The 18,641-nt window shown below is 65.4% G+C and carries 20 protein-coding genes and 1 riboswitch; of the genes, 10 read left to right on the forward strand and 10 right to left on the reverse strand.

The window, feature by feature from the left end:
- Window positions 1–7 precede the first annotated feature (7 nt).
- Together ACEN9H_RS00795 and ACEN9H_RS00800 are read right to left on the reverse strand one after the other, a co-directional pair.
- Window positions 8–1,360 (reverse strand): RNA-guided endonuclease InsQ/TnpB family protein, encoded by a 1,353-nt coding sequence (locus tag ACEN9H_RS00795; RefSeq protein WP_413673453.1) that lies wholly within the window; start codon window positions 1,358–1,360, stop codon window positions 8–10.
- Window positions 1,332–1,565, reverse strand: a complete 234-nt coding sequence (locus ACEN9H_RS00800; protein WP_413675540.1) for a MerR family DNA-binding transcriptional regulator — start codon at window positions 1,563–1,565, stop codon at window positions 1,332–1,334. The genes ACEN9H_RS00795 and ACEN9H_RS00800 overlap by 29 nt, the downstream gene beginning before the upstream one ends.
- Before the next feature lie 182 nt (window positions 1,566–1,747).
- Here ACEN9H_RS00800 and trmB point away from each other — a divergent pair, with 182 nt between their 5' ends.
- Window positions 1,748–2,428, forward strand: a complete 681-nt coding sequence (gene trmB, locus ACEN9H_RS00805) for a tRNA (guanosine(46)-N7)-methyltransferase TrmB (protein ID WP_413675541.1) — start codon at window positions 1,748–1,750, stop codon at window positions 2,426–2,428.
- A 5-nt stretch (window positions 2,429–2,433) separates the two neighbouring features.
- On the opposite strand, the gene recQ is transcribed toward trmB, so the two are convergent.
- The 3 genes from recQ to ACEN9H_RS00820 all read right to left on the reverse strand — a co-directional run bounded on the left by recQ (window position 2,434) and on the right by ACEN9H_RS00820 (window position 5,492).
- Window positions 2,434–4,254, reverse strand: coding sequence for a DNA helicase RecQ (gene recQ, locus ACEN9H_RS00810; protein WP_413673454.1), 1,821 nt, complete (start codon window positions 4,252–4,254; stop codon window positions 2,434–2,436).
- A 22-nt stretch (window positions 4,255–4,276) separates the two neighbouring features.
- Window positions 4,277–5,110 carry an undecaprenyl-diphosphate phosphatase gene (locus ACEN9H_RS00815; RefSeq protein WP_056124050.1) on the reverse strand — a complete coding sequence of 278 codons (834 nt, stop codon included), beginning with the start codon at window positions 5,108–5,110 and terminating at the stop codon, window positions 4,277–4,279.
- Window positions 5,111–5,219: 109 nt separating this feature from the next.
- Window positions 5,220–5,492, reverse strand: a complete 273-nt coding sequence (locus tag ACEN9H_RS00820; protein ID WP_082577469.1) for a YkgJ family cysteine cluster protein — start codon at window positions 5,490–5,492, stop codon at window positions 5,220–5,222.
- 117 nt (window positions 5,493–5,609) lie between these two features.
- Between ACEN9H_RS00820 and ACEN9H_RS00825 the strand changes: the two genes are divergently transcribed.
- The 5 genes from ACEN9H_RS00825 (at window position 5,610) to ACEN9H_RS00845 (ending at window position 10,166) form a co-directional block, all read left to right on the forward strand.
- Window positions 5,610–6,257, forward strand: a complete 648-nt coding sequence (locus tag ACEN9H_RS00825) for a TetR/AcrR family transcriptional regulator (protein ID WP_413673455.1) — start codon at window positions 5,610–5,612, stop codon at window positions 6,255–6,257.
- 164 nt (window positions 6,258–6,421) lie between these two features.
- Window positions 6,422–7,075 carry a protein-L-isoaspartate O-methyltransferase family protein gene (locus tag ACEN9H_RS00830; RefSeq protein WP_056124056.1) on the forward strand — a complete coding sequence of 218 codons (654 nt, stop codon included), beginning with the start codon at window positions 6,422–6,424 and terminating at the stop codon, window positions 7,073–7,075.
- Window positions 7,076–7,089: 14 nt separating this feature from the next.
- Complete coding sequence (locus ACEN9H_RS00835; RefSeq protein ID WP_056124058.1) at window positions 7,090–7,413, forward strand: rhodanese-like domain-containing protein; 324 nt, start codon at window positions 7,090–7,092, stop codon at window positions 7,411–7,413.
- A 41-nt stretch (window positions 7,414–7,454) separates the two neighbouring features.
- A complete protein-coding gene (locus ACEN9H_RS00840) occupies window positions 7,455–8,774 on the forward strand; it encodes a TolC family outer membrane protein (protein ID WP_413673456.1) in 1,320 nt (439 codons plus the stop codon).
- Window positions 8,775–8,975: 201 nt separating this feature from the next.
- Window positions 8,976–10,166, forward strand: coding sequence for a hypothetical protein (locus tag ACEN9H_RS00845; RefSeq protein ID WP_413673457.1), 1,191 nt, complete (start codon window positions 8,976–8,978; stop codon window positions 10,164–10,166).
- 6 nt (window positions 10,167–10,172) lie between these two features.
- On the opposite strand, the gene ribB is transcribed toward ACEN9H_RS00845, so the two are convergent.
- The 5 genes from ribB to ACEN9H_RS00870 all read right to left on the reverse strand — a co-directional run bounded on the left by ribB (window position 10,173) and on the right by ACEN9H_RS00870 (window position 13,703).
- Complete coding sequence (gene ribB, locus ACEN9H_RS00850) at window positions 10,173–10,829, reverse strand: 3,4-dihydroxy-2-butanone-4-phosphate synthase (protein WP_413673458.1); 657 nt, start codon at window positions 10,827–10,829, stop codon at window positions 10,173–10,175.
- A 114-nt stretch (window positions 10,830–10,943) separates the two neighbouring features.
- Window positions 10,944–11,087: riboswitch (FMN riboswitch) on the reverse strand.
- A gap of 53 nt (window positions 11,088–11,140) precedes the next feature.
- Window positions 11,141–11,554, reverse strand: a complete 414-nt coding sequence (gene gloA / locus ACEN9H_RS00855) for a lactoylglutathione lyase (RefSeq protein ID WP_056124069.1) — start codon at window positions 11,552–11,554, stop codon at window positions 11,141–11,143.
- A 93-nt stretch (window positions 11,555–11,647) separates the two neighbouring features.
- Complete coding sequence (locus tag ACEN9H_RS00860; RefSeq protein WP_176936478.1) at window positions 11,648–12,076, reverse strand: OsmC family protein; 429 nt, start codon at window positions 12,074–12,076, stop codon at window positions 11,648–11,650.
- Window positions 12,073–13,395, reverse strand: a complete 1,323-nt coding sequence (locus ACEN9H_RS00865; protein WP_371771296.1) for a PQQ-dependent sugar dehydrogenase — start codon at window positions 13,393–13,395, stop codon at window positions 12,073–12,075. The genes ACEN9H_RS00860 and ACEN9H_RS00865 overlap by 4 nt, the downstream gene beginning before the upstream one ends.
- On the reverse strand, window positions 13,392–13,703 hold the full coding sequence (locus ACEN9H_RS00870; protein ID WP_413673459.1) for a hypothetical protein: 312 nt from the start codon (window positions 13,701–13,703) through the stop codon (window positions 13,392–13,394). The genes ACEN9H_RS00865 and ACEN9H_RS00870 overlap by 4 nt, the downstream gene beginning before the upstream one ends.
- A gap of 228 nt (window positions 13,704–13,931) precedes the next feature.
- On the opposite strand from ACEN9H_RS00870, the gene ACEN9H_RS00875 reads away from it, so the two are divergent.
- The 4 genes from ACEN9H_RS00875 to hemH all read left to right on the forward strand — a co-directional run bounded on the left by ACEN9H_RS00875 (window position 13,932) and on the right by hemH (window position 18,590).
- On the forward strand, window positions 13,932–14,735 hold the full coding sequence (locus tag ACEN9H_RS00875; protein ID WP_413673460.1) for a DUF3667 domain-containing protein: 804 nt from the start codon (window positions 13,932–13,934) through the stop codon (window positions 14,733–14,735).
- A gap of 144 nt (window positions 14,736–14,879) precedes the next feature.
- Window positions 14,880–15,782, forward strand: coding sequence for an NAD kinase (locus ACEN9H_RS00880; RefSeq protein WP_056124081.1), 903 nt, complete (start codon window positions 14,880–14,882; stop codon window positions 15,780–15,782).
- Window positions 15,783–15,813: 31 nt separating this feature from the next.
- Window positions 15,814–17,478 carry a DNA repair protein RecN gene (gene recN / locus ACEN9H_RS00885; RefSeq protein WP_056124083.1) on the forward strand — a complete coding sequence of 555 codons (1,665 nt, stop codon included), beginning with the start codon at window positions 15,814–15,816 and terminating at the stop codon, window positions 17,476–17,478.
- Between the two features lie 8 nt (window positions 17,479–17,486).
- Entirely contained in the window at window positions 17,487–18,590 is a 1,104-nt protein-coding gene (gene hemH, locus ACEN9H_RS00890; RefSeq protein ID WP_413673461.1) for a ferrochelatase, read from the forward strand.
- Window positions 18,591–18,641: the final 51 nt, after the last annotated feature.

The following is an 18,641-nucleotide window of genomic DNA, read 5'->3' on the forward strand; positions in this document are numbered from 1 at the left end:
GTGGCTGCTATCGATTATGTGTGCAAATGTGCACAGCATACTCTTCCTGCCCCGAGCCGTCCTGCTGACCGTGCTCGTGCCTGACAGGCGTCACTTCCCCGCCTCCCGCCGGCGCTGGGCCGGCGGCAGTGTCACGCGTTACCGCCTGGCTCGCCTCGGGTAGCGCCGTGCGCGCCGCGAGGGCGCCGGTGGCGAGCCGTTGCAGGTTGATGGCCGCGTTCACGTCGCGGTCGTGCCGCGCTCCGCAACCGGGGCAAGTCCACGTCCGGTCGCCCAGCGCCAGCTCCGCGTTGCGGGTACCGCAGCCCGAACACAGTTTGCTGGACGGGTACCAGCGGTCGGCCAGCACGATTTGCGTACCGTAGCGCCCCGACTTGTACGTCAGCTGGCGCCGGAATTCGTAAAAGCCGACATCGGCGATCGCGCGTGCCAGTCGCGCGTTGGCAAGCATGCCGCGCACGTTCAGGTCTTCGATCGCCAGCGCCTGGTTCTCGCGGCACAGCCTGGTCGTGAGCTTATGGGTGAAATCCCTGCGCACGCGCGCGATGCGCGCCTGCAGTCGCGCCAGCGCCAGCGCGCCCTTGGTCCGGTTCTTCGACGCCGGCAGGCGCGTGCCCTTGACTATGCGGCCGACGATCCCGGCCGCGGCCTTGGCCGCCTCGAGCTTGCGCGACTGCCGGCGCGAGCGGATGCGCAGGCGCCGCAGCGCCGCCTTCAACGGCCGTGGCGCCGCGATCTTCTCGCCGCTGGACAGCGTGGCCGCGCTGGTCACGCCCAGGTCGACACCGGTGACGGCGTCACCTGTGCAACGCCGCCAGGCCAAATGGTCCGGCACGTCGACCTGAACCGCCAGATACCAGTGACCGGCTTCGCGCGAGACACTCGCGCCCATGATCTTGCCGTCCCAACGCAGCGCTTCGCGCAGTGCGACGCGGCCCACCTTCGGCAACACGGCGCTGCGTCCCTCGATCCGAAACTTGTCATTTGCGATGTAAAAACTCTTGGCCGAGCGGCCCTTCTTCTTGAAGCGCGGCGCGTATGCCGGCTGGCCGGCGCGGCGCTGCTCGACGTAACGGCTCCACGCCTTTGCGAGGTTGGCGAACGGCTGGGCGTGCGCGTCGCGGTGGATGGCACGCAACCACGGCTTGCCGTCAGCGTCGAGCCAGTCGGGATCCGAATACTTGATGCGATTGAACGCCTTCTTGAGCGCCATCGCGTTTGGCCGCAGGCCACAGCCTACCTGACGGTTCCACTCGGCGAGCGCCCAGTTCCAGACCCGGCGGGCGGTGCCGGCCGCGCGCGTAAAGTAGTCGCGCTGGGGCGCTGTCGCGTCAATCCTGATCCGATGCGCCAGCAGCATGGTCGCTCTCCAGGGCCGCGCGCAGTTGGCGGCGGTAGTTGCGCAGGCCGTACAACCTGCTCGAGAAGCAATGTACGTAGCAGCGCCGATTGCTGGTGGCGCGGGCGGCCGGGACAAGCCGGCCCTCGCGCTCCGACCGCTGCAGCGTCTTGACCGTGATTCCCAGCAGCCTGGCGGCTTGGCTCTTGCCCATCGCTTTTTCCATGATCACGATAGGACACGTTCAGGCACGTTTAGTTCGACTAGAGTCGTACTCCTGATTGCAACAGATGCATTATGTCCGAGATCGGCGCACCAAAGCGCCGGGTTATAATAGCGCCCGTTTTTTCATCACTTCATCTCATCCCCATGTCTTCCGATACGCCTACCAACGAGCAGGGCCGCGCCATGCTCTACGACCCGACCGAACGCCGCATCCGCAGTTTCGTCACCCGCGCCGGCCGCCTGTCGACCGGCCAGGCGCGCGCGCTGGAAGCGTATGGTCCGCATTACCTGATCGAGTACCGCAAGGCCCAATTCGATTTCCACGCCCCGTTCGGCCGCACCGCGCCGCTGATCCTGGAGATCGGCTTCGGCATGGGCGACACGACGGCGCACATCGCGAAGGCGATGCCGGACAAGGATTTCGTCGGCGTCGAAGTGCACACGCCGGGCGTGGGCAGCCTGCTGAAACTGGCCGGCGAACAGGACATCCAGAACCTGCGCCTCATCCAGCACGATGCCGTCGAGGTGCTGAACAACATGATCGCCGACGGTTCGCTGGCGGGCGTGCACATCTTCTTCCCCGACCCGTGGCACAAGGCGCGCCACAACAAGCGCCGCCTGATCCAGCCGCCGTTCGTGCAACTGCTGTGCCAGAAGCTGGCGCAGGGCGGTTACATCCATTGCGCGACGGACTGGGAAGATTACGCGGTGCAGATGCTGGAAGTGCTGGGCAACGAGCCGGCGCTGCAGAACACGGCCGAGGGCTATGCGGAAAAGCCGTCGTACCGGCCGCTGACCAAGTTCGAGAACCGCGGCCTGAAACTGGGCCACGGCGTGTGGGACCTCGTCTTCACGAAGAGGTAACTGGCTTAGACCATCTCGCTGATGATCCCGACGATCTCGTCGCCGTAGGACGTCAGCTTCTTCTCGCCGACGCCGGAGACGCCGCGCAATTGGTCGAGCGACACCGGCTTGACCTTGGCGATCTCGCGCAGGGTGGCGTCCTGGAACACGACGTACGCGGGCACGCCGTGCGCGCGCGCCGTCTCGACGCGCCACCAGCGCAGCTTGTCGAAGATCGCCTGTTCCGATTTCGACAGCTCGACTTCTTCGTAGCTGCCGCGCGGCGTGGACGTGCGCTTGGGTTTCACGGGCTTCTGGTACTGGCGCAGCTGCACCTTCTGCTCGCCTTTCAGCACGGGCCGCGCCGCTTCCGTCAACTTGAGTGAACTGAACGCGTCGTGGTCGACGGTGACGAGGCCGAGGGCGATCGTCTGGCGCACGATGGCGCGCCATTCCTGCTCGCCGCGCTCGGCCCCCACGCCGAACACGGTCAGCTTGTCGTGGTGCCACTGGACGATGCGCTCGGAGCTCACGCCGCGCAGCACGTCGATCACGTGGCCGGCCGCGAAGCGCTGGTCGACGCGGTAGATGGCCGACAGCAGCTTTTGCACGGGCACGGTCGCGTCGAACGACGTCGGCGGAATGAGGCAGGTGTCGCAGTTGCCGCACGGGCCGGAGCGCTCGCCGAAGTATTCGAGCAGGCGCATGCGCCGGCAGCTGAGCGTCTCGCACAGGCCCAGCATCGCGTCGAGCTTCGACGACAGCACGCGCTTGAAATTCTCGTCGGCCTCGGACTCGTCGATCATCCGGCGCTGCAGCACGACGTCCTGCAAACCGTAGGCCATCCACGCATTGGACGGCAGGCCGTCGCGGCCCGCGCGGCCCGTTTCCTGGTAATAGCCTTCGAGCGATTTCGGCAGGTCGAGGTGGCAGACGAAGCGCACGTCGGGCTTGTCGATGCCCATGCCGAACGCGATGGTCGCCACCATCACGATGTTGTCTTCACGCAGGAAGCGCGCCTGGTTGTCGGCCCGCAGCGAGTACTCCATGCCCGCGTGGTAGGGCAGGGCGCGGATGCCGTTCTCGTTCAGGAATTCCGCCGTCTCCTCGACCTTCTTTCGCGACAGGCAGTAGACGATGCCCGAGTCGCCCGGGTGTTCCGCCGAGATGAAGTCGAGCAGCTGCTTGCGGCCGTTCGTTTTTTCGACGATGGAATAGCGGATGTTCGGACGGTCGAACGACGACACGAACTGCCGCGCCTCTTCCAGCTGCAGGCGCTGGGCGATTTCCGCGCGCGTGAGCTGGTCGGCCGTCGCCGTCAGTGCGATGCGCGGCACGTGCGGGAAGCGCTCGTGCAGGATCGACAGGCGGATGTATTCGGGCCGGAAGTCGTGGCCCCATTGCGACACGCAGTGCGCCTCGTCGATGGCGAACAGCGAGATGTGCGCGGACTCGAACAGTTCCAGGCAGCGCGGCGTCATCAGGCGCTCGGGCGCCACGTAGACGAGGTCCAGCTCGCCGGTACGCACCATGCGTTCGATGCGCAGCGTCTCTTCGAACGTCTGCGTCGAGTTCAGGAAGGCGGCGCGCACGCCCACTTCGGCCAGCGCGTCGACCTGGTCCTGCATCAGCGCGATCAGCGGGGAGACGACGACGCCGACGCCGTCGCGCACCAGCGCGGGAATCTGGTAGCACAGCGATTTGCCGCCGCCCGTGGGCATCAGCACGAGCGCATCGCCGCCGGACGCCACGTGCTCGACGATGTCGGCCTGCTGACCGCGGAAGGCGGGGTAGCCGAAGACCGTCTGCAGGATTTGCAGCGCGCGTTGCTCGATGTCGCTCGTCATGATGGTACTTGCTGCTCTCGAATTATTCGGCCCAGACCACCCAGCCGAAATGGGCGGTGATCAACACGACCACACCGAATACGATACGGTACCAGGCGAAGCCCGTGAAGTCGTGCGTGCTGATGAAGCGCAACAGCCAACGTACGCACAGGAAGGCGGAAATGAACGCCGCCACGCCGCCGATCAGGAACAGCGGCAGGTCGGAGGCGTGCAGGTCGTGGCGCGCCTTGAAGACGGAATACACGGTCGCGGCCAGCAGCGTGGGAATCGCGAGGAAGAACGAGAATTCGGTGGCGGCCGTGCGCGACAGGCCGAACAGCATGCCGCCGATGATCGTCGCACCCGAACGGCTCGTGCCCGGGATCAGCGCGAAACACTGGGCGCAGCCGACCTTGAACGCGTCGACGACGGTCATGTCGTCCACGGTCTGGACGCGGTGCGCGCCCGGCAGCACCTTGTGGCGGCGCTCCGCCCACAGGATCACGAACGCGCCGACGATGAACGCCAGGGCCACGGGCACCGGCGCGAACAGGTGCGCCTTGATCGCCTTGCTGAACAGGAAGCCCAGCACGGCCGCCGGCAGGAACGCGACGATCAGGTTGACGACAAGCTTTTGCTGGCGCGGATCGGACGTGATGCCACCCAGCACGGCGCCGATGCGCGCACGGTATTCCCACATCACGGCCAGGATCGCGCCGGCCTGGATAGCGATTTCGAACACCTGGGCCACTTCGCCAGTGAAATTGATCAGACTACCGGCCAGGATCAGGTGTCCGGTGGACGAGATCGGCAGGAATTCGGTGAAGCCCTCGACGAGGCCCATGATGATCGCTTTCAGGGCGAGAATGATATCCATTGGTGTGTGCGGTTCGGTAGGGTTGGGGACGCGTGCGCGGTAGATATTGCGCGGGCCGCAAGCTTACCATGAGGAAGGGGGCTGCCGTCGAGTTACCGTGCAGGCAATGTCAGGCCGTCAAGCGCTCCAATTCGGCCAGGAAGAACATCGCCTGCTCGCGCGTGTCGCCGCACATCTCGCGCGATGGCGGCAGGCTGCCGCAGACGCGGGGGCGGTCCGGCTGCCCGAAAATCCTGCAGCCGTTGTGCTCGTCCAACTGCATGCAGCGCACGCCAGCAGGCTTGCCGTTTGGCATGCCAGGAATCGGGGACGTGATCGACGGTGCGATGCAGCAGGCGCCGCAGCCGGGACGGCAGGAGACAGGAGAAGGCGGGATATGCATGTAAAGACCGGGGACAGGCAAGCAGACAGTATACTACTGGTGAAGGCCACCGTTCTTGACTGGCCAAATCCCCAGGTCTATATTTGCTGACTCAACAGTTAGTTGTCGGACAGAAGCATGCCATGCCCTTTTGACACCAAGCCGCGCTGGGAGCGCCGTAAGGACGCGCGGCCCCAGGAGTTGCTGGAGGCGGCCATCGACCTGTTCGTCGAGCGTGGCTACGCCGCCACACGCCTGGAAGACGTCGCGCGCCGCGCCGGCGTGTCGAAGGGCACCTTGTACCTGTATTACGAGAACAAGGAAGAACTGTTCAAGGCCGTCGTGCGCAGCAATATCGTGCCCGTGATCGGCGAGGCGGAGGCGTCCGTCGCCGAATTCGACGGCCACAGCGCGGACCTGCTGCGCCAGCTGATCCACTCCTGGTGGCAGCGGCTGGGCGCGACCAAGGCCTCCGGCATCATCAAGCTCGTCATGGCGGAAGCGGACAATTTTCCGGAACTGGCCCGCTTTTACCAGGAAGAAGTGATCACCCGCGGCACCAATGCCATGGCGTCGATGCTCGAACGGGGCATCGCGCGCGGCGAATTCCGCAAGATCGACGTCAATACGATGACCCAGGTGCTCGTCGCCCCGATGCTCACCCTGATCATCTGGAAGCATTCGGTCGGCCCGTGCCCGCGCGCGGAGCTGGAGCCGCTGGCCTTCCTCGACACCTTCCTCGACATGGCGCTGCATGGCATCCTGCCGGCCGCGCCTCCCGTTTGACCCCGTTTTCCTACGTCAAGACGCTGTTTTCCGGGGTTCATGCCCCGGAAACTGCAGACTGTCGCAATTTCCGCTGGCACTCAGCCCCATGTCGTTAAGATATGTTTGCTGAAGCCGTTCAACGATAAAATATCGGATTATTTATTTTCCCACCGAGTCTAAAGATGAATATCGAACAAGCCCGCTTCAACATGATCGAACAGCAGATCCGTCCGTGGAACGTGCTGGACCAGGATGTGCTCGACCTGCTGCACGTCGTCAAGCGCGAACAGTTCGTGCCGGCGGCGTACCAGAACCTGGCGTTCGCCGACGTCGAGATCCCGCTGCCGGGCGGTGACGCCATGCTGGCGCCCAAGTTCGAGGCGCGCATCCTGCAGGAAACCGGTGTGAAGAAGCACGAGACCGTGCTGGAAATCGGTACGGGTTCGGGTTACATGGCCGCCCTGCTGGCGCACCGCGCCGCCAAGGTGACCACCGTGGAAATCAATCCGGAAACGGCGGAACTGGCCAAGAAGAACCTGGCCAATGCCGGCGTGCACAACGTGACCGTCGAAGTCGGCAACGGCGCCCAGGGCTGGGAAAAAGGTGCGCCGTACGACGTGATCGTGATTTCGGGCGCGCTGGAAGTGCTGCCGGAAGCGATCCTGAAGCAGGTGAAGGTGGGCGGCCGCATCGCCGCGATCGTCGGCCAGGCACCGGTAATGGAAGCGGCCATCATCACCCGTACCGGGGACAACGCGTACAGCACGGTCAAGGTGTTCGAGACCAACGTGCGCTACCTGACGGGCGCCCCGGTGCCGTCGCACTTCCAGTTCTGAGAGGCGACAGACGCATGCAGCACATTACCGCCCCCGAGTTGGCCGCCTGGCTGGCCGACTCGTCGCGTCCGCAGCCGTTGCTGCTCGACGTTCGGGAAAACTGGGAATTCGAGACCTGCCATATCGAAGGCTCGACCCAGATCCCGATGAACCTGATTCCGATCCGCGTGAGCGAGCTGGACGACGGCCAGGACATCGTCTGCGTGTGCCACCACGGCGCACGCAGCATGCAGGTGGCCGCCTTCCTGGAGCGTAACGGATTCAGCAACATTACCAACCTTACAGGCGGGATACACGCCTGGGCCGTGCAGGTCGACCCTTCGATGCCGAAGTATTGACTCTGCGTCCTTAACTATTGATGACTCCGACGGAGAAAGTAATGCAGAAGCCCCTCATCGCCGTACTGTTGGCCAGCGCGTTTTCGCTCAACGCCCAGGCGGCCGATCTGATCCAGGTGTACCAGCAGGCATTGGCGAACGACGCCACGTATGCCAGCGCCCGCGCGTCCGCCGCGGCGGGTCGCGAACGTATCACCCAGGGGCGAGCCGGCCTGCTGCCGACCGTCGGCATCAATGGCGATATCACGAAGAACAATACCGACATCACGCCGTGGAACAACGTACCGTCCCCCGGCAGCAATCTGCGCACCAACGAAATCCAGGTGACCCTGCAGCAGCCGCTGTTCCACTGGGACCGCTGGCAAACCTACCAGCAGAGCAAGCTGTCGCAAGCCATTTCCGAAGCACAGTTCGCCCAGGCCCAGCAGGACCTGATCACGCGCGTCGCGCAAGCGTATTTCGACGTGCTGGCCGCCCAGGACACGCTGGAATCCACGCGCGCACAAAAAGTCGCCGTGACCGAGCAGCTGGCTTCCGCCAAGCGCAACTTCGAAGTCGGCACGCAGACCATCACCGACACCCATGAAGCCCAGGCCGCATACGACCTCGTGGTGTCTCAAGAAATTGCTGCCGTCAACGATCTGGAAACCAAGAAGACGGCGCTGCAAGCCATCATCGGCACGCCGCCGTCGACGCTGGCGACGTTGCGCACGGGCGTGTCCCTGACGGCGCCGCAGCCGATCAACGTCGACCAGTGGGTGTCCGCCGCCGAGAACCAGAACTACGCCGTGACCGTGGCCCAGCTGCAATTGGAATCGGCCAAGCGCGACATCTCGAAGAACCGCGCCGGCCACTATCCGACCGTGGACCTCGTCGCATCGTCGCTGCACCGCGACGTCAATGGCCAGACGACCTCGTCGGGCAAGACCAACAACAACGCCATCGGCATCCAGTACAGCATCCCGATCTTCAGCGGCTTCGCCGTGACGAGCAAGGTGCGCGAATCGATCGCGCTGGAAGACAAGGCCCGCAACGACCTGGAAGCGAACCGCCGCAACGCCGCGCTGGTGGCGCGCCAGTCCTTCCTCGGCGTGAACAGCGGCCTCGCGCAAGTGAAGGCGCTGGAAGCGGCCGAAGTGTCGAGCAATTCCGCGCTGGAATCGAACAAGCTCGGTTACCAGGTCGGCGTGCGTATCAACATCGACGTGCTGAACGCGCAGCGCCAGCTGTACCAGACCCGCACCGACCTGGCCCGCGCGCGCTACAACACGATCCTGGCCGGCCTGAAGCTGAAAGCCGCGGCGGGTTCGCTGCGCGAGGAAGACCTGCAGCCCATCAACGCGTTGCTGCAACAGCCTTGAACGCCGGGGTCAGAGCCCGAATTTTGGCAATTTCCTGAAAACGGGCTCTGACCCCGGTTTGAAAAGACGGCGCTCGATGCGCCGTTTTTTATTGCCCATCGAAATCTCGCTTGAGACGCCCCAAGCAAGCTCCTCATTCATCGAACTCGCGCGACACGCACTCCTACACTCGAGCGTGAACCATTCGAAAGCGAGGTCGCCATGTTCACGTTCTCCCGCGCATCCGCATCCGCCGCTGCGCTCGCATTCACACTGACGCTGACCGCCTGTGGCGGTGGCCATCATCACGGCAATCCGGGCGGGCCCGGGCCGGGGCCCGTCGGCAACGGTCCCACCTACGACGTCATCCCGATCGGCCTGCCGGGCATCGCGTATGGCGAGGTCACGCGCCGCGGCATCGCGAACGGCGGCATCGTCGCCGGCACGTCGCGCGGCGCGGACGGTGTCGCGCACGCCTTCCTCTACGACGGCAGCAAGACGATCGGGCTGGGTACGCTTGGCGGCGATTTCTCCCAGGCGATGGCCGTGAACGCCTGCGGCCATGTGACGGGCTGGTCCACGACAAAGGCCGGCATCGTGCACGCCTTCCTGTACGACGGCACCATGCACGATCTGGGCACGCTCGGTGGCAGCGATGCCGAAGGCACCGTGATCACCCATTGCGGCCAGATCACGGGCTGGTCGGCGACGGCCGCCGGGCAGACCCACGCGTTCCTGTACGACGGCAAGAAGCTGAACGACCTCGGTTCGCTCGGCGGCAATTCGTTCGGAAACGGGCTGAACAACCTGGGCGTGGTCGTGGGCTATTCTTACGGCCCGGGCAACGCCTGGTTCCATGCCTTCCTGTACGACAGCCGCACGGGTGGACCGTTGGTCGATCTCGGCTCGCCGGTCGGCAATTCCGTCGCCGTCGACATCAACGATGCCGGCCAGGTCACGGGCTGGTTCCGCAACGGCGAGGGGCCGATCGGGGCGTTCCTGTACGAGCTGGGCAAGATCCGCGACATCGGCACGCTCGGCGGCGCCGGCGCGGAAGCCGTTGCGATCAATGGTGCGGGCCTCGTCGTCGGCATGTCCGCAACCGCCGACGGCAGCAACCGCGGCTTCGTCTACGACGGCACGACCATGGCGAGCATCGGCGCTCTCCCGGGCGGCAATTTCTCGACCGCGGAGGCGATCAATGCGAGCGGCCTCGTCGTCGGTGCGTCCGCGACAGACACCGAGGCGCATGCCGTGTCCTGGACGCGCAGGGATGGCCTCGTCGACCTGAACGACCGGCTCCATGCGCCGCCGGCCGGCCTCGTGCTCGTGCACGCGCTGGCGGTGGCCGACGACGGCTACATCGTCGTGCGCACCAACCAGGGCCTGGCGCTGCTCAAGCCCAGGAAGTGAAACGGCTTACGCGGCTTGCTGCTCGTTGCGCGACCGCCAGGCGATCAGCTCGGCGATGGTGAGGATCGGAAAGCCGCGTTCGCGCGCGAAGCGTTCGATGGCGTCGCCGCGCATCATCGTGCCGTCCTCGTTCATCAGCTCGCACAACACGGCCGCCGGCTGCAGGCCGGCCAGCACGGCCAGGTCGACGGAACCTTCCGTGTGGCCCTTGCGGCCCAGCACGCCGGCCGGGTTGGCGCGCAGCGGGAACACGTGGCCCGGGCGCACGAGGTCGGACGGCTTCGCATCCGGCGCGATGGCAGCGCGGATCGTCGTCACGCGGTCCGCCGCGGACACGCCCGTGGTCACGCCGTCGCGCGCTTCGATCGAGACGGTGAACGGCGTGCCGTAGCGGCTGCCGTTGTCCGCGGCCATCGGCGGCAGGTCGAGCGCGCGAACCTTGTCGGCCGACAGGCACAGGCACACGATGCCGCTGCATTCGCGGATCATCAGCGCCATCGTTTCGACGGACAGTTTTTCGGCAGCGACGATCAGGTCCGCTTCGTTCTCGCGGTCGAAATCGTCGAGCAGGATCACCGGAACGCCGGCGCGCGTGGCATCGAGGGCGGCGGCGATGCGGCCGTCGAGATCCTCGCTGAAGAGAGTATAAGTTTGGGTGGTCATTGAGACGCTCCTCGCAAAAAATTGGCGCACAAAGGCGCAAAGCGAAAAACGCATCAGGGCAAAGCGAAACGACGCGCACGCCCATGCCTGGCGGCACAGCGTACGCATGATGACGCACATCTTCTTTCATCCGGACTATACCGTCGGCCCTGGCTTCTCACCAGGTCTGCTGACCCTGCAACCGCAGGCGCTCGCGGGCTCGGCCATCGTGATGGCCATACCGCCGGTGGGGAATTTCACCCCGCCCCGAAGACGTAGTTAAATTGTCGCCCGTCGCGAAACGGGCGCGGTGATTGTAGCAGGGTGGGTGATTAGCTGCCGAGGCCGCCGCCGCCGGCATTGTCGGCGCGCTCGATCAGTTCGACCTTGTAGCCGTCCGGATCGGTGATGAAGGCGATCACCGTCGTGCCGCCCTTGACCGGGCCCGGCTCGCGCGTGATGTTGCCGCCGGCCGCGCGGACCTGGTCGCAGGTTTTATAAATGTCGTCGGCCGAGATCGCGATGTGGCCGTAGGCCGAGCCCATGTCGTACTTGTCGACGCCCCAGTTGTAGGTCAGCTCGAGTTCAGCATGGTCCGGATTGTTGCCGTAGCCGACGAAGGCCAGCGTGTATTTGTATTCCGGGTTCTCGCTCGTGCGCAGCAGTTTCATGCCGAGCACCTTGGTGTAGAAATCGATGGAGCGCTGCAGGTCGCCGACGCGAAGCATGGTATGCAGGAGGCGCATTGTTGTCCTTGTTGGTTCGTGGGGGAAAACGGGAATTTTATGCGCTCGTGCGGATTCGTGCAGGCGTGCCGCGCGCTGCGGCACGCCTCGTCATTACGCCTGGAGCTTCGCGTCCAGCGTGATGTTGGCATTGAACAGCTTCGAGACCGGACACCCTTCCTTGGCCTTGCGCGCCGCTTCCTGGAACGCTTCCTCGCTCGCGCCGGGAATCGTGGCGACGAGCTCCAGGTGCACGGCCGGGATCGCGAAGCCGCCGTCGGCCTTGTCGAGCGACACGGTGGCAGTCGTCTCCAGCTTCTGCGCCGTCATGCCGGCTTCGCCCAGCTGGGCCGACAAGGCCATCGTGAAGCAGCCGGCGTGCGCGGCCGCCAGCAGTTCTTCCGGATTCGTGCCCGCGCCATTTTCGAAGCGCGTGTTGAAGCCGTATTGTGCCTGGTTGAGGACGCCGCTCTGCGTGGACACGGTGCCCTTGCCATCTTTCAGTCCGCCGCTCCAGACGGCGCTTCCCTTACGTTTGATCATTGTTTTGCTCCCTGGTTGGTGGCGGCCGGAGTGATCCGCCAGACGATGTTGCCGACGTCATCCGCCAGCAGGATGGCGCCGGTCCGGTCGACCGCGACCCCGACCGGGCGCCCGTACGCGTGCTCGTCCTTGCCGAGGAAGCCCGTCAGGACATCCTGCGGCGGACCGCTCGGCCTGCCGTCGGTGAACGGCACGAACACGAGCTTGTAGCCGGAATACGGCTTGCGGTTCCACGAGCCGTGCTGGCCGATCAGCGCGCCGTTCCTGAACTGCGGCAGCAGCTCGCCGTCGTAGAACGCCAGGCCCAGCGAGGCCGTGTGCGCGCCCAGCGCGTAATCCGGCGGGATCGCCTTCGCGACGAGACCGGGGTTCTGCGGCTTGACGCGCGTGTCGACGTGCTGGCCGTAATAGCTGTACGGCCAGCCGTAGAACGCGCCGTCCTTCACGGCCGTCATGTAGTCCGGCACGAGATCGTTGCCCAGTTCGTCGCGCTCGTTGACGACGGTCCACAAGGCCTTCGTCTGCGGCTGGAAGTCCATGCCGTTCGGATTGCGCAGGCCGCTCGCGTAGATGCGCGACTGGCCGCTGGCGAGGTCGTACTCCCAGATGGCGGCACGGCCCTTTTCGATCTCCATGCCGTTCTCGGCCACGTTGCTGTTCGAGCCGACCGTGATGTACAGCTTCTTGCCGTCGGGCGCGGCGACGACGTTCTTCGTCCAGTGGTGGTTGATTCCCGCGGGCAGGTCGAGCACCTTGGTGCCCTTGGCCGTGATGCTCGTCTCGCCCGATTTGTACGGGAATTTCCACAGCGCGTCGGCATTGGCGACGTACAGGTCGTTACCGACGAGGGTCATGCCGAACGGCGATGTCAGGCCCTGCATGAACGTGGTCTTCGTGTCGGCCGTGCCGTCCGGCTTGAAGCCGCGCAGCAGGATGATCTTGTCGGGCGACTCGACGCCGGCGCCCGCCTTCTTCTGCGCCAGTCCCTGCACCTTGGCGCGTATGCCTTTTTCCTTGGGCGCATTGCCGGGCTTGTTACTCTCCGCGACGAGCACGTCGCCGTTCGGCAGCACGTACAGCCAGCGCGGATGGTCGAGGCCGGTCGCATACGCGGTGACGGCCAGGCCGGCGGCCGGCGTCGGGCGCGTGCCTTGCGGCCATGCATCCGCCTCGGCGATGTTGATGGTCGGGATCAGCGACCTTTCGGGTGCCGGCAGGGCCGGATTCGGTCCCCAGCCGACGGGATACTGCTGGGCGTGCGCCATGCCGGCGCCCAGCAGGGGAAGGATCAGGAGCGCAAGCCTGGCACGTGCTGTCATCGGTTCTGCCCTCCGTCCGGAATGGTCGAATCGTGGTCGCGCATGTCGCGATGGCGGTCGGGCTGCGGGTTGGCCTGGCCGGTGGCGTCCGGTGCCGGTTTCACGGCTTCGCTGGCGCCCGGGGTCGCGCGCGCATCGGTGTCGACGAGGCCCTGCTCGAGATCTTCCGCCGCCTGCTTCATGATGCCGCGCGGCCGGACGCCTTGCCCGTCGGGCGATTCGTCGCGCTCGTGCGGTTCGCGCTTGTAGCTCTGCTCCTCGATCTTCCGGTCGGTGTTCACGACGCGGTCTTTTTCTTCCTGCACCATAGCAACCTCCTTCGATTCAATTGATTAAATCCTAATCCTTCGAACCGAAGGCGGTCGCGCAATTGGATGATGCTTTTTTGCAATGAACTGTTTAACATGCTGGTTGATATGACAAATGGTACGAACGTCGTGAACACGCCAGCCCATCTCCATCACACCGCCAGTGACTGCCCGAACTGCAACGCCGTCGTTTCAGGTAATTTCTGTCACGAATGTGGCCAGGAAACGGTGCTGCATCCGCCCAGCACGCGCGAGTTCCTGCACGAGTTCATCGGCCATTACGTGGCGCTGGAAGGCAAGCTTTGGAAGTCGCTGCTGCTCCTTTTGTTCCGTCCGGGGCAGCTGACTTTGGAGTACATCAATGGCCGCCGCGTGCGCTACATCCAGCCGCTGCGCCTGTACCTGACGTTCAGCCTGATCTTCTTCGCCGTCGCGAAATACGGCGGCCACGACCAGGTCCCGGCACCGGCCGGGCAGGGACATGCGCCGGTTGCCGCACACGGCCAGGCGGACAAGCAGGGCGGCCTGGTGCGCGAAGACGCGCCGGGTGAAATCGCCGAGGGCACGGTCGACCTGCGCAAGAGCATCGGCAGCGTCAACGAGCACTGGGGCGAGCAGGCGGACCGGTTCGCGAGGATGTCGCCGGCGGAGCGGGACAAGGTGATGCGGACGGCCTTCGGCAGCTACGTGCCGTATGCCGTCTTCCTGATGATGCCGCTGTTCGCGCTGTACCTCAAGATCCTGTATCTGGGATCGGGGCGGCGCTACGGCGAACACCTGCTGTTCGCGCTGCACGTGAATGCGTTTGCGTTCCTGGCGCTGACCCTGCTGATGGTGGTGCCGGATATCGCCGGCATCGTCTCCTTCGTGCTGTGGGCGTGGCTCCTGCTCTACACGCCCGTTGCGATGCGGCGCGTGTACGGCGGCTCGCGCCTGGTGACCGGCGTGCGCTGGCTCGTGCTGATGGCGCTGCACGTGACCGGGGTCGGGGTGGCGATCGGTGCCGCGTTCGCATTCGGCATCCTGCATTGAAGCGGGCTCGACTGTCCGCTTGCCGGAAGTCCATCCGCCCAACTATACTGTGCGTTTGTACAGTATTTGCTGAGTTGCGATAGTGCAGAAGCCGGGCGAATCGGTTAATCTTCTGTCTCCCTAACACCTGCTGCCGAGAGTCGTATGTCCGTGACGCCTGAACCGCAACAAACCATCGCGCTCGTCGTACGGCACAACACGGCCGGGATCGACGAGCCCGTGCAGGCCATCGTCGACTTCCTGCAGGGGGCCGGCTACCGCGTCGTGTTCGAGCAGGAAACGGCGGGGCACGTGAAGGTCGCCGGCGTGGCCGCCATGACCATCGACGAGATCGGCGCGCACTGCGGCACCGCCATCGTCGTCGGCGGCGACGGCACGATGCTCGGCATCGCCCGCCAGCTCGCGCGCTACCGCGTGCCGCTCATCGGCATCAACCAGGGCCGCCTGGGCTTCATGACCGACATCCCCATCGACCGCATGCTGCCCGCGCTGGGCGACATCCTCAGCGGCAAGGCCAAGACCGAGGAACGCTCGCTGCTGGAGGCGCGCGTCGTGCGCGACGGCGTCGAGATCCACTGCTCCGTCGCCGTCAACGACGTCGTCGTCGCGCGCGGCACGGGTGCCGGCATGGCCGAGCTGAAGGTCACGGTGGACGGCACGTTCATGTACAACCAGCGCTCGGACGGCCTGATCGTCTCGACGCCCACCGGTTCCACGGCGTACGCGCTGTCGGCCGGCGGTCCGCTGTTGCACCCCACGCTGGCCGGCATCGTCCTGGTGCCGATCGCGCCGCATGCGCTGTCCAACCGCCCGATCGTCGTGCCGAACACGAGCGACATCGTCGTCGAGATCATCAACGGCCGCGACATCAGCGTGAATTTCGACATGCAGACCTTCACGAGCCTGCAGCACGGCGACCAGATCATGATCTCGCGCTCGCCCAACACCATCACCTTCCTGCATCCGGAAGGGTGGAGCTACTACCACACCCTGCGCGAGAAGCTGCACTGGAACGAATATCCGTCCGGTGACGGCAAGCTCAAATAAATCCAGCATCCATCAGGAGACCTGTTCCTTCATGTTGCGCACACTGACCATCCGCGACTTCGTCATCGTCGACACGATCGAGCTCGAGTTCTCGAACGGCTTCACGGTGTTCACCGGCGAGACCGGCGCCGGCAAGTCGATCCTGATCGACGCGCTCCAGCTCGCGCTCGGCGGCCGCGGTGAGGCAAGCATGGTGCGCGAAGGCGCGGCCAAGGCCGACATCAGCGCCGACTTCGCGCTGACCCAGGCCGCGAGCATCTGGCTGGAACAGAACGAGTTCGAAACCGACGAAGGCGGCGCGCTGCTGCGCCGCGTGATCGACAACGCCGGCCGCTCCAAGTCCTATATCAACGGCATCGCGGCGACGGCCAGCCAGCTGCGCGAACTGGGCGAGCTGCTCGTCGACATCCACGGCCAGCACGCGCACCAGTCCTTGTTGAAACTCGATGCCCAGCGCGCGCTGCTCGACAACCAGGTCGCCGTGCGCGACCCGGGTGCGACTGCGCAGGTGCAGGAAGTCGCGAGCGCGTATAAAGCGTGGAAGGCGCTGGCGCGCCAGCGCGAGGAATTCGAGACCAACGCGAAGAACGTGCTGCTGGAACGCGAGCGCCTCGAGTGGCAGGTCGGCGAGCTCGATAAACTCGCGGTGAAGCCGGGCGAGTGGGCCGAGATCACGAATGAACACAGCCGCCTGTCGCATGCCGCGAGCCTGATCGAAGGCGCGCAGGAAGCGTTGAATGCGCTGTCGGAATCGGAGCAGCCGATCCTGTCGCAGCTGTCGTCGCTGAACCTGAAACTGTCGAAGCTGGCCGGCGTCGACGCGGACCTGCAGGCCGTGCTCGACTGCATGGAGCCGGCGCGCATCCAGCTGCAGGAAGCCGTGTACGCGCTGAACACCTACGTCGACAAGGTCGAGCTCGATCCGGACCGCCTGTCGCAGGTCGATGCGCGCATGGACGCCATCCACAGCACGGCCCGCAAGTTCCGCGTGACGCCGGAGGAGCTGCCGGAGGAACACGCGACCTTGAAGGCCAAGCTGCAGCAGCTGGCCGACGCGAGCGACGTCGACGGCCTGCGCAAGCAGGAAGACAAAGCGAAAGCCGTCTACCTGGCGGCCGCGCAGAAGCTGTCCGCGACGCGCGCGCAGGCGGCGCAGCGTCTGTCGTCGCAGGTATCGGAAGCGATGCAGGAACTGTCGATGAGCGGCGGCCGCTTCGTCGTCGCGCTGAACCCGTGCGAACCGGCCGTGTACGGCTGCGAGCAGGTCGAGTTCCTCGTGGCCGGTCACGCCGGCGTCGCGCCGCGGCCGCTGGCCAAGGTGGCGTCGGGCGGCGAACTGGCGCGCATCTCGCTGGCCATCTCCGTCATCACGGCGAACGCGACGACGGTGCCGACCTTGATCTTCGACGAGGTCGACACGGGCATCGGCGGCGGCGTGGCGGAAGTCGTCGGCCGTCTGTTGAAACGCCTGGGCCAGAGCCGGCAAGTGCTGTGCGTTACGCACCTGCCGCAGGTCGCGAGCCAGGCGAACCAGCACTTCCAGGTGGCCAAGGGCACGACGGATGGCGGCAAGACCGTGTCGCGCATCGACGTGCTCGACAACAAGGCCCGCGTGGAAGAGGTGGCGCGCATGTTGGGCGGCATCGAGATCACCGAGACCACGCGCAAGCATGCGCGCGAACTGCTGGCATCCTGAGGTCCTTCATGCCCTTCAATAAAGAACCGGTGTACCAGCACGGTACCATCGCGAAGTGTGCCATCGTCCTCGTCAACCTCGGCACGCCCGACGCGCCGACGCGGCCCGCGGTGCGGCGCTACCTGAAGCAGTTCCTGTCCGACCCGCGCGTCGTGGAAATCCCGCGCGCCGTGTGGAATTTGATCCTGCACCTGGCGATCCTGCCGTTCCGCTCGGGGCAGTCGGCGAAAAAATACGCGACGATCTGGAGCCGCGAAGGTTCGCCGCTGAAGGTGTACACGGAGCGGCAGGCGAACAAGCTCCAGGCGCTGCTCGAACAGCGCGGCCACCACGACGTCGAGGTGGCGATGGCGATGCGCTACGGCTCGCCCGCGCTGCCGGACGTGCTGGACGAACTGAAAGCACGCGGCGTCGAGCGCATCGTCGTGTTGCCCGCGTATCCGCAATACTCCGGCACGACCACCGCGTCGATCTGGGACGCCGTCTTCGACCACTACAAGAAGGTGCGCAACATCCCCGAACTGCGCCTCGTGAAGCACTACCACGACCACGAGGGCTATATCGATGCGCTGGCCGCGTCCGTGGAGACATACTGGGAGACGCACGGCCGCGGCGAGAAGCTGGTGATGAGTTTCCACGGCGTGCCCAAGCGCACGCTGCTGCTGGGCGACCCGTACCACTGCGAATGCCACCGGACGGCGCGCCTGCTGGCGGCGCGCCTGCGCCTGGCGCCGGACCAGTACCTGGTGACGTTCCAGTCGCGCTTCGGCAAGGCCGAGTGGCTGCAGCCCTACACGGCGCCGACCGTGCAGCAGCTGGCGCGGGACGGCGTCAAGCGGATCGACGTCCTGTGCCCCGGTTTTACGAGCGACTGCCTGGAGACGCTGGAAGAGATCAACATGGAAGTCCGTCACGACTTCGAATCGAACGGCGGCCAGGAATATCGCTACATTCCCTGCCTGAACGACAATCCGGCCTGGATCGTCGGCATGGCCGAGATCGCCGAGCAGCACCTGATCGGCTGGCCGACGATGCTCACGCCCGCGCAACGCGAGGCGCAGCGCAAGGATGCGGACATCGCGCGCGAGCACGCGGTGAAACTAGGGGCATAAGCGCCGTCGCCCGACGGCGAGATGCTAGAATGCCACGTTTTGCGGCGCCGA

This window comes from Massilia cellulosiltytica (assembly GCF_047325105.1).
Classification (GTDB): Bacteria; Pseudomonadota; Gammaproteobacteria; order Burkholderiales; family Burkholderiaceae_D; genus Telluria; species Telluria orientalis.

Bases quoted from the DNA above. Each gene is read 5' to 3' on its own strand.
- ACEN9H_RS00795 (WP_413673453.1), bottom strand. From the start codon at position 1,360: ATGCTGCTGGCGCATCGGATCAGGATTGACGCGACAGCGCCCCAGCGC.
- ACEN9H_RS00800 (WP_413675540.1), bottom strand. From the start codon at position 1,565: ATGGAAAAAGCGATGGGCAAGAGCCAAGCCGCCAGGCTGCTGGGAATC.
- trmB (WP_413675541.1), top strand. From the start codon at position 1,748: ATGCTCTACGACCCGACCGAACGCCGCATCCGCAGTTTCGTCACCCGC.
- recQ (WP_413673454.1), bottom strand. From the start codon at position 4,254: ATGACGAGCGACATCGAGCAACGCGCGCTGCAAATCCTGCAGACGGTC.
- ACEN9H_RS00815 (WP_056124050.1), bottom strand. From the start codon at position 5,110: ATGGATATCATTCTCGCCCTGAAAGCGATCATCATGGGCCTCGTCGAG.
- ACEN9H_RS00820 (WP_082577469.1), bottom strand. From the start codon at position 5,492: ATGCATATCCCGCCTTCTCCTGTCTCCTGCCGTCCCGGCTGCGGCGCC.
- ACEN9H_RS00825 (WP_413673455.1), top strand. From the start codon at position 5,610: ATGCCATGCCCTTTTGACACCAAGCCGCGCTGGGAGCGCCGTAAGGAC.
- ACEN9H_RS00830 (WP_056124056.1), top strand. From the start codon at position 6,422: ATGAATATCGAACAAGCCCGCTTCAACATGATCGAACAGCAGATCCGT.
- ACEN9H_RS00835 (WP_056124058.1), top strand. From the start codon at position 7,090: ATGCAGCACATTACCGCCCCCGAGTTGGCCGCCTGGCTGGCCGACTCG.
- ACEN9H_RS00840 (WP_413673456.1), top strand. From the start codon at position 7,455: ATGCAGAAGCCCCTCATCGCCGTACTGTTGGCCAGCGCGTTTTCGCTC.
- ACEN9H_RS00845 (WP_413673457.1), top strand. From the start codon at position 8,976: ATGTTCACGTTCTCCCGCGCATCCGCATCCGCCGCTGCGCTCGCATTC.
- ribB (WP_413673458.1), bottom strand. From the start codon at position 10,829: ATGACCACCCAAACTTATACTCTCTTCAGCGAGGATCTCGACGGCCGC.
- gloA (WP_056124069.1), bottom strand. From the start codon at position 11,554: ATGCGCCTCCTGCATACCATGCTTCGCGTCGGCGACCTGCAGCGCTCC.
- ACEN9H_RS00860 (WP_176936478.1), bottom strand. From the start codon at position 12,076: ATGATCAAACGTAAGGGAAGCGCCGTCTGGAGCGGCGGACTGAAAGAT.
- ACEN9H_RS00865 (WP_371771296.1), bottom strand. From the start codon at position 13,395: ATGACAGCACGTGCCAGGCTTGCGCTCCTGATCCTTCCCCTGCTGGGC.
- ACEN9H_RS00870 (WP_413673459.1), bottom strand. From the start codon at position 13,703: ATGGTGCAGGAAGAAAAAGACCGCGTCGTGAACACCGACCGGAAGATC.
- ACEN9H_RS00880 (WP_056124081.1), top strand. From the start codon at position 14,880: ATGTCCGTGACGCCTGAACCGCAACAAACCATCGCGCTCGTCGTACGG.
- recN (WP_056124083.1), top strand. From the start codon at position 15,814: ATGTTGCGCACACTGACCATCCGCGACTTCGTCATCGTCGACACGATC.
- hemH (WP_413673461.1), top strand. From the start codon at position 17,487: ATGCCCTTCAATAAAGAACCGGTGTACCAGCACGGTACCATCGCGAAG.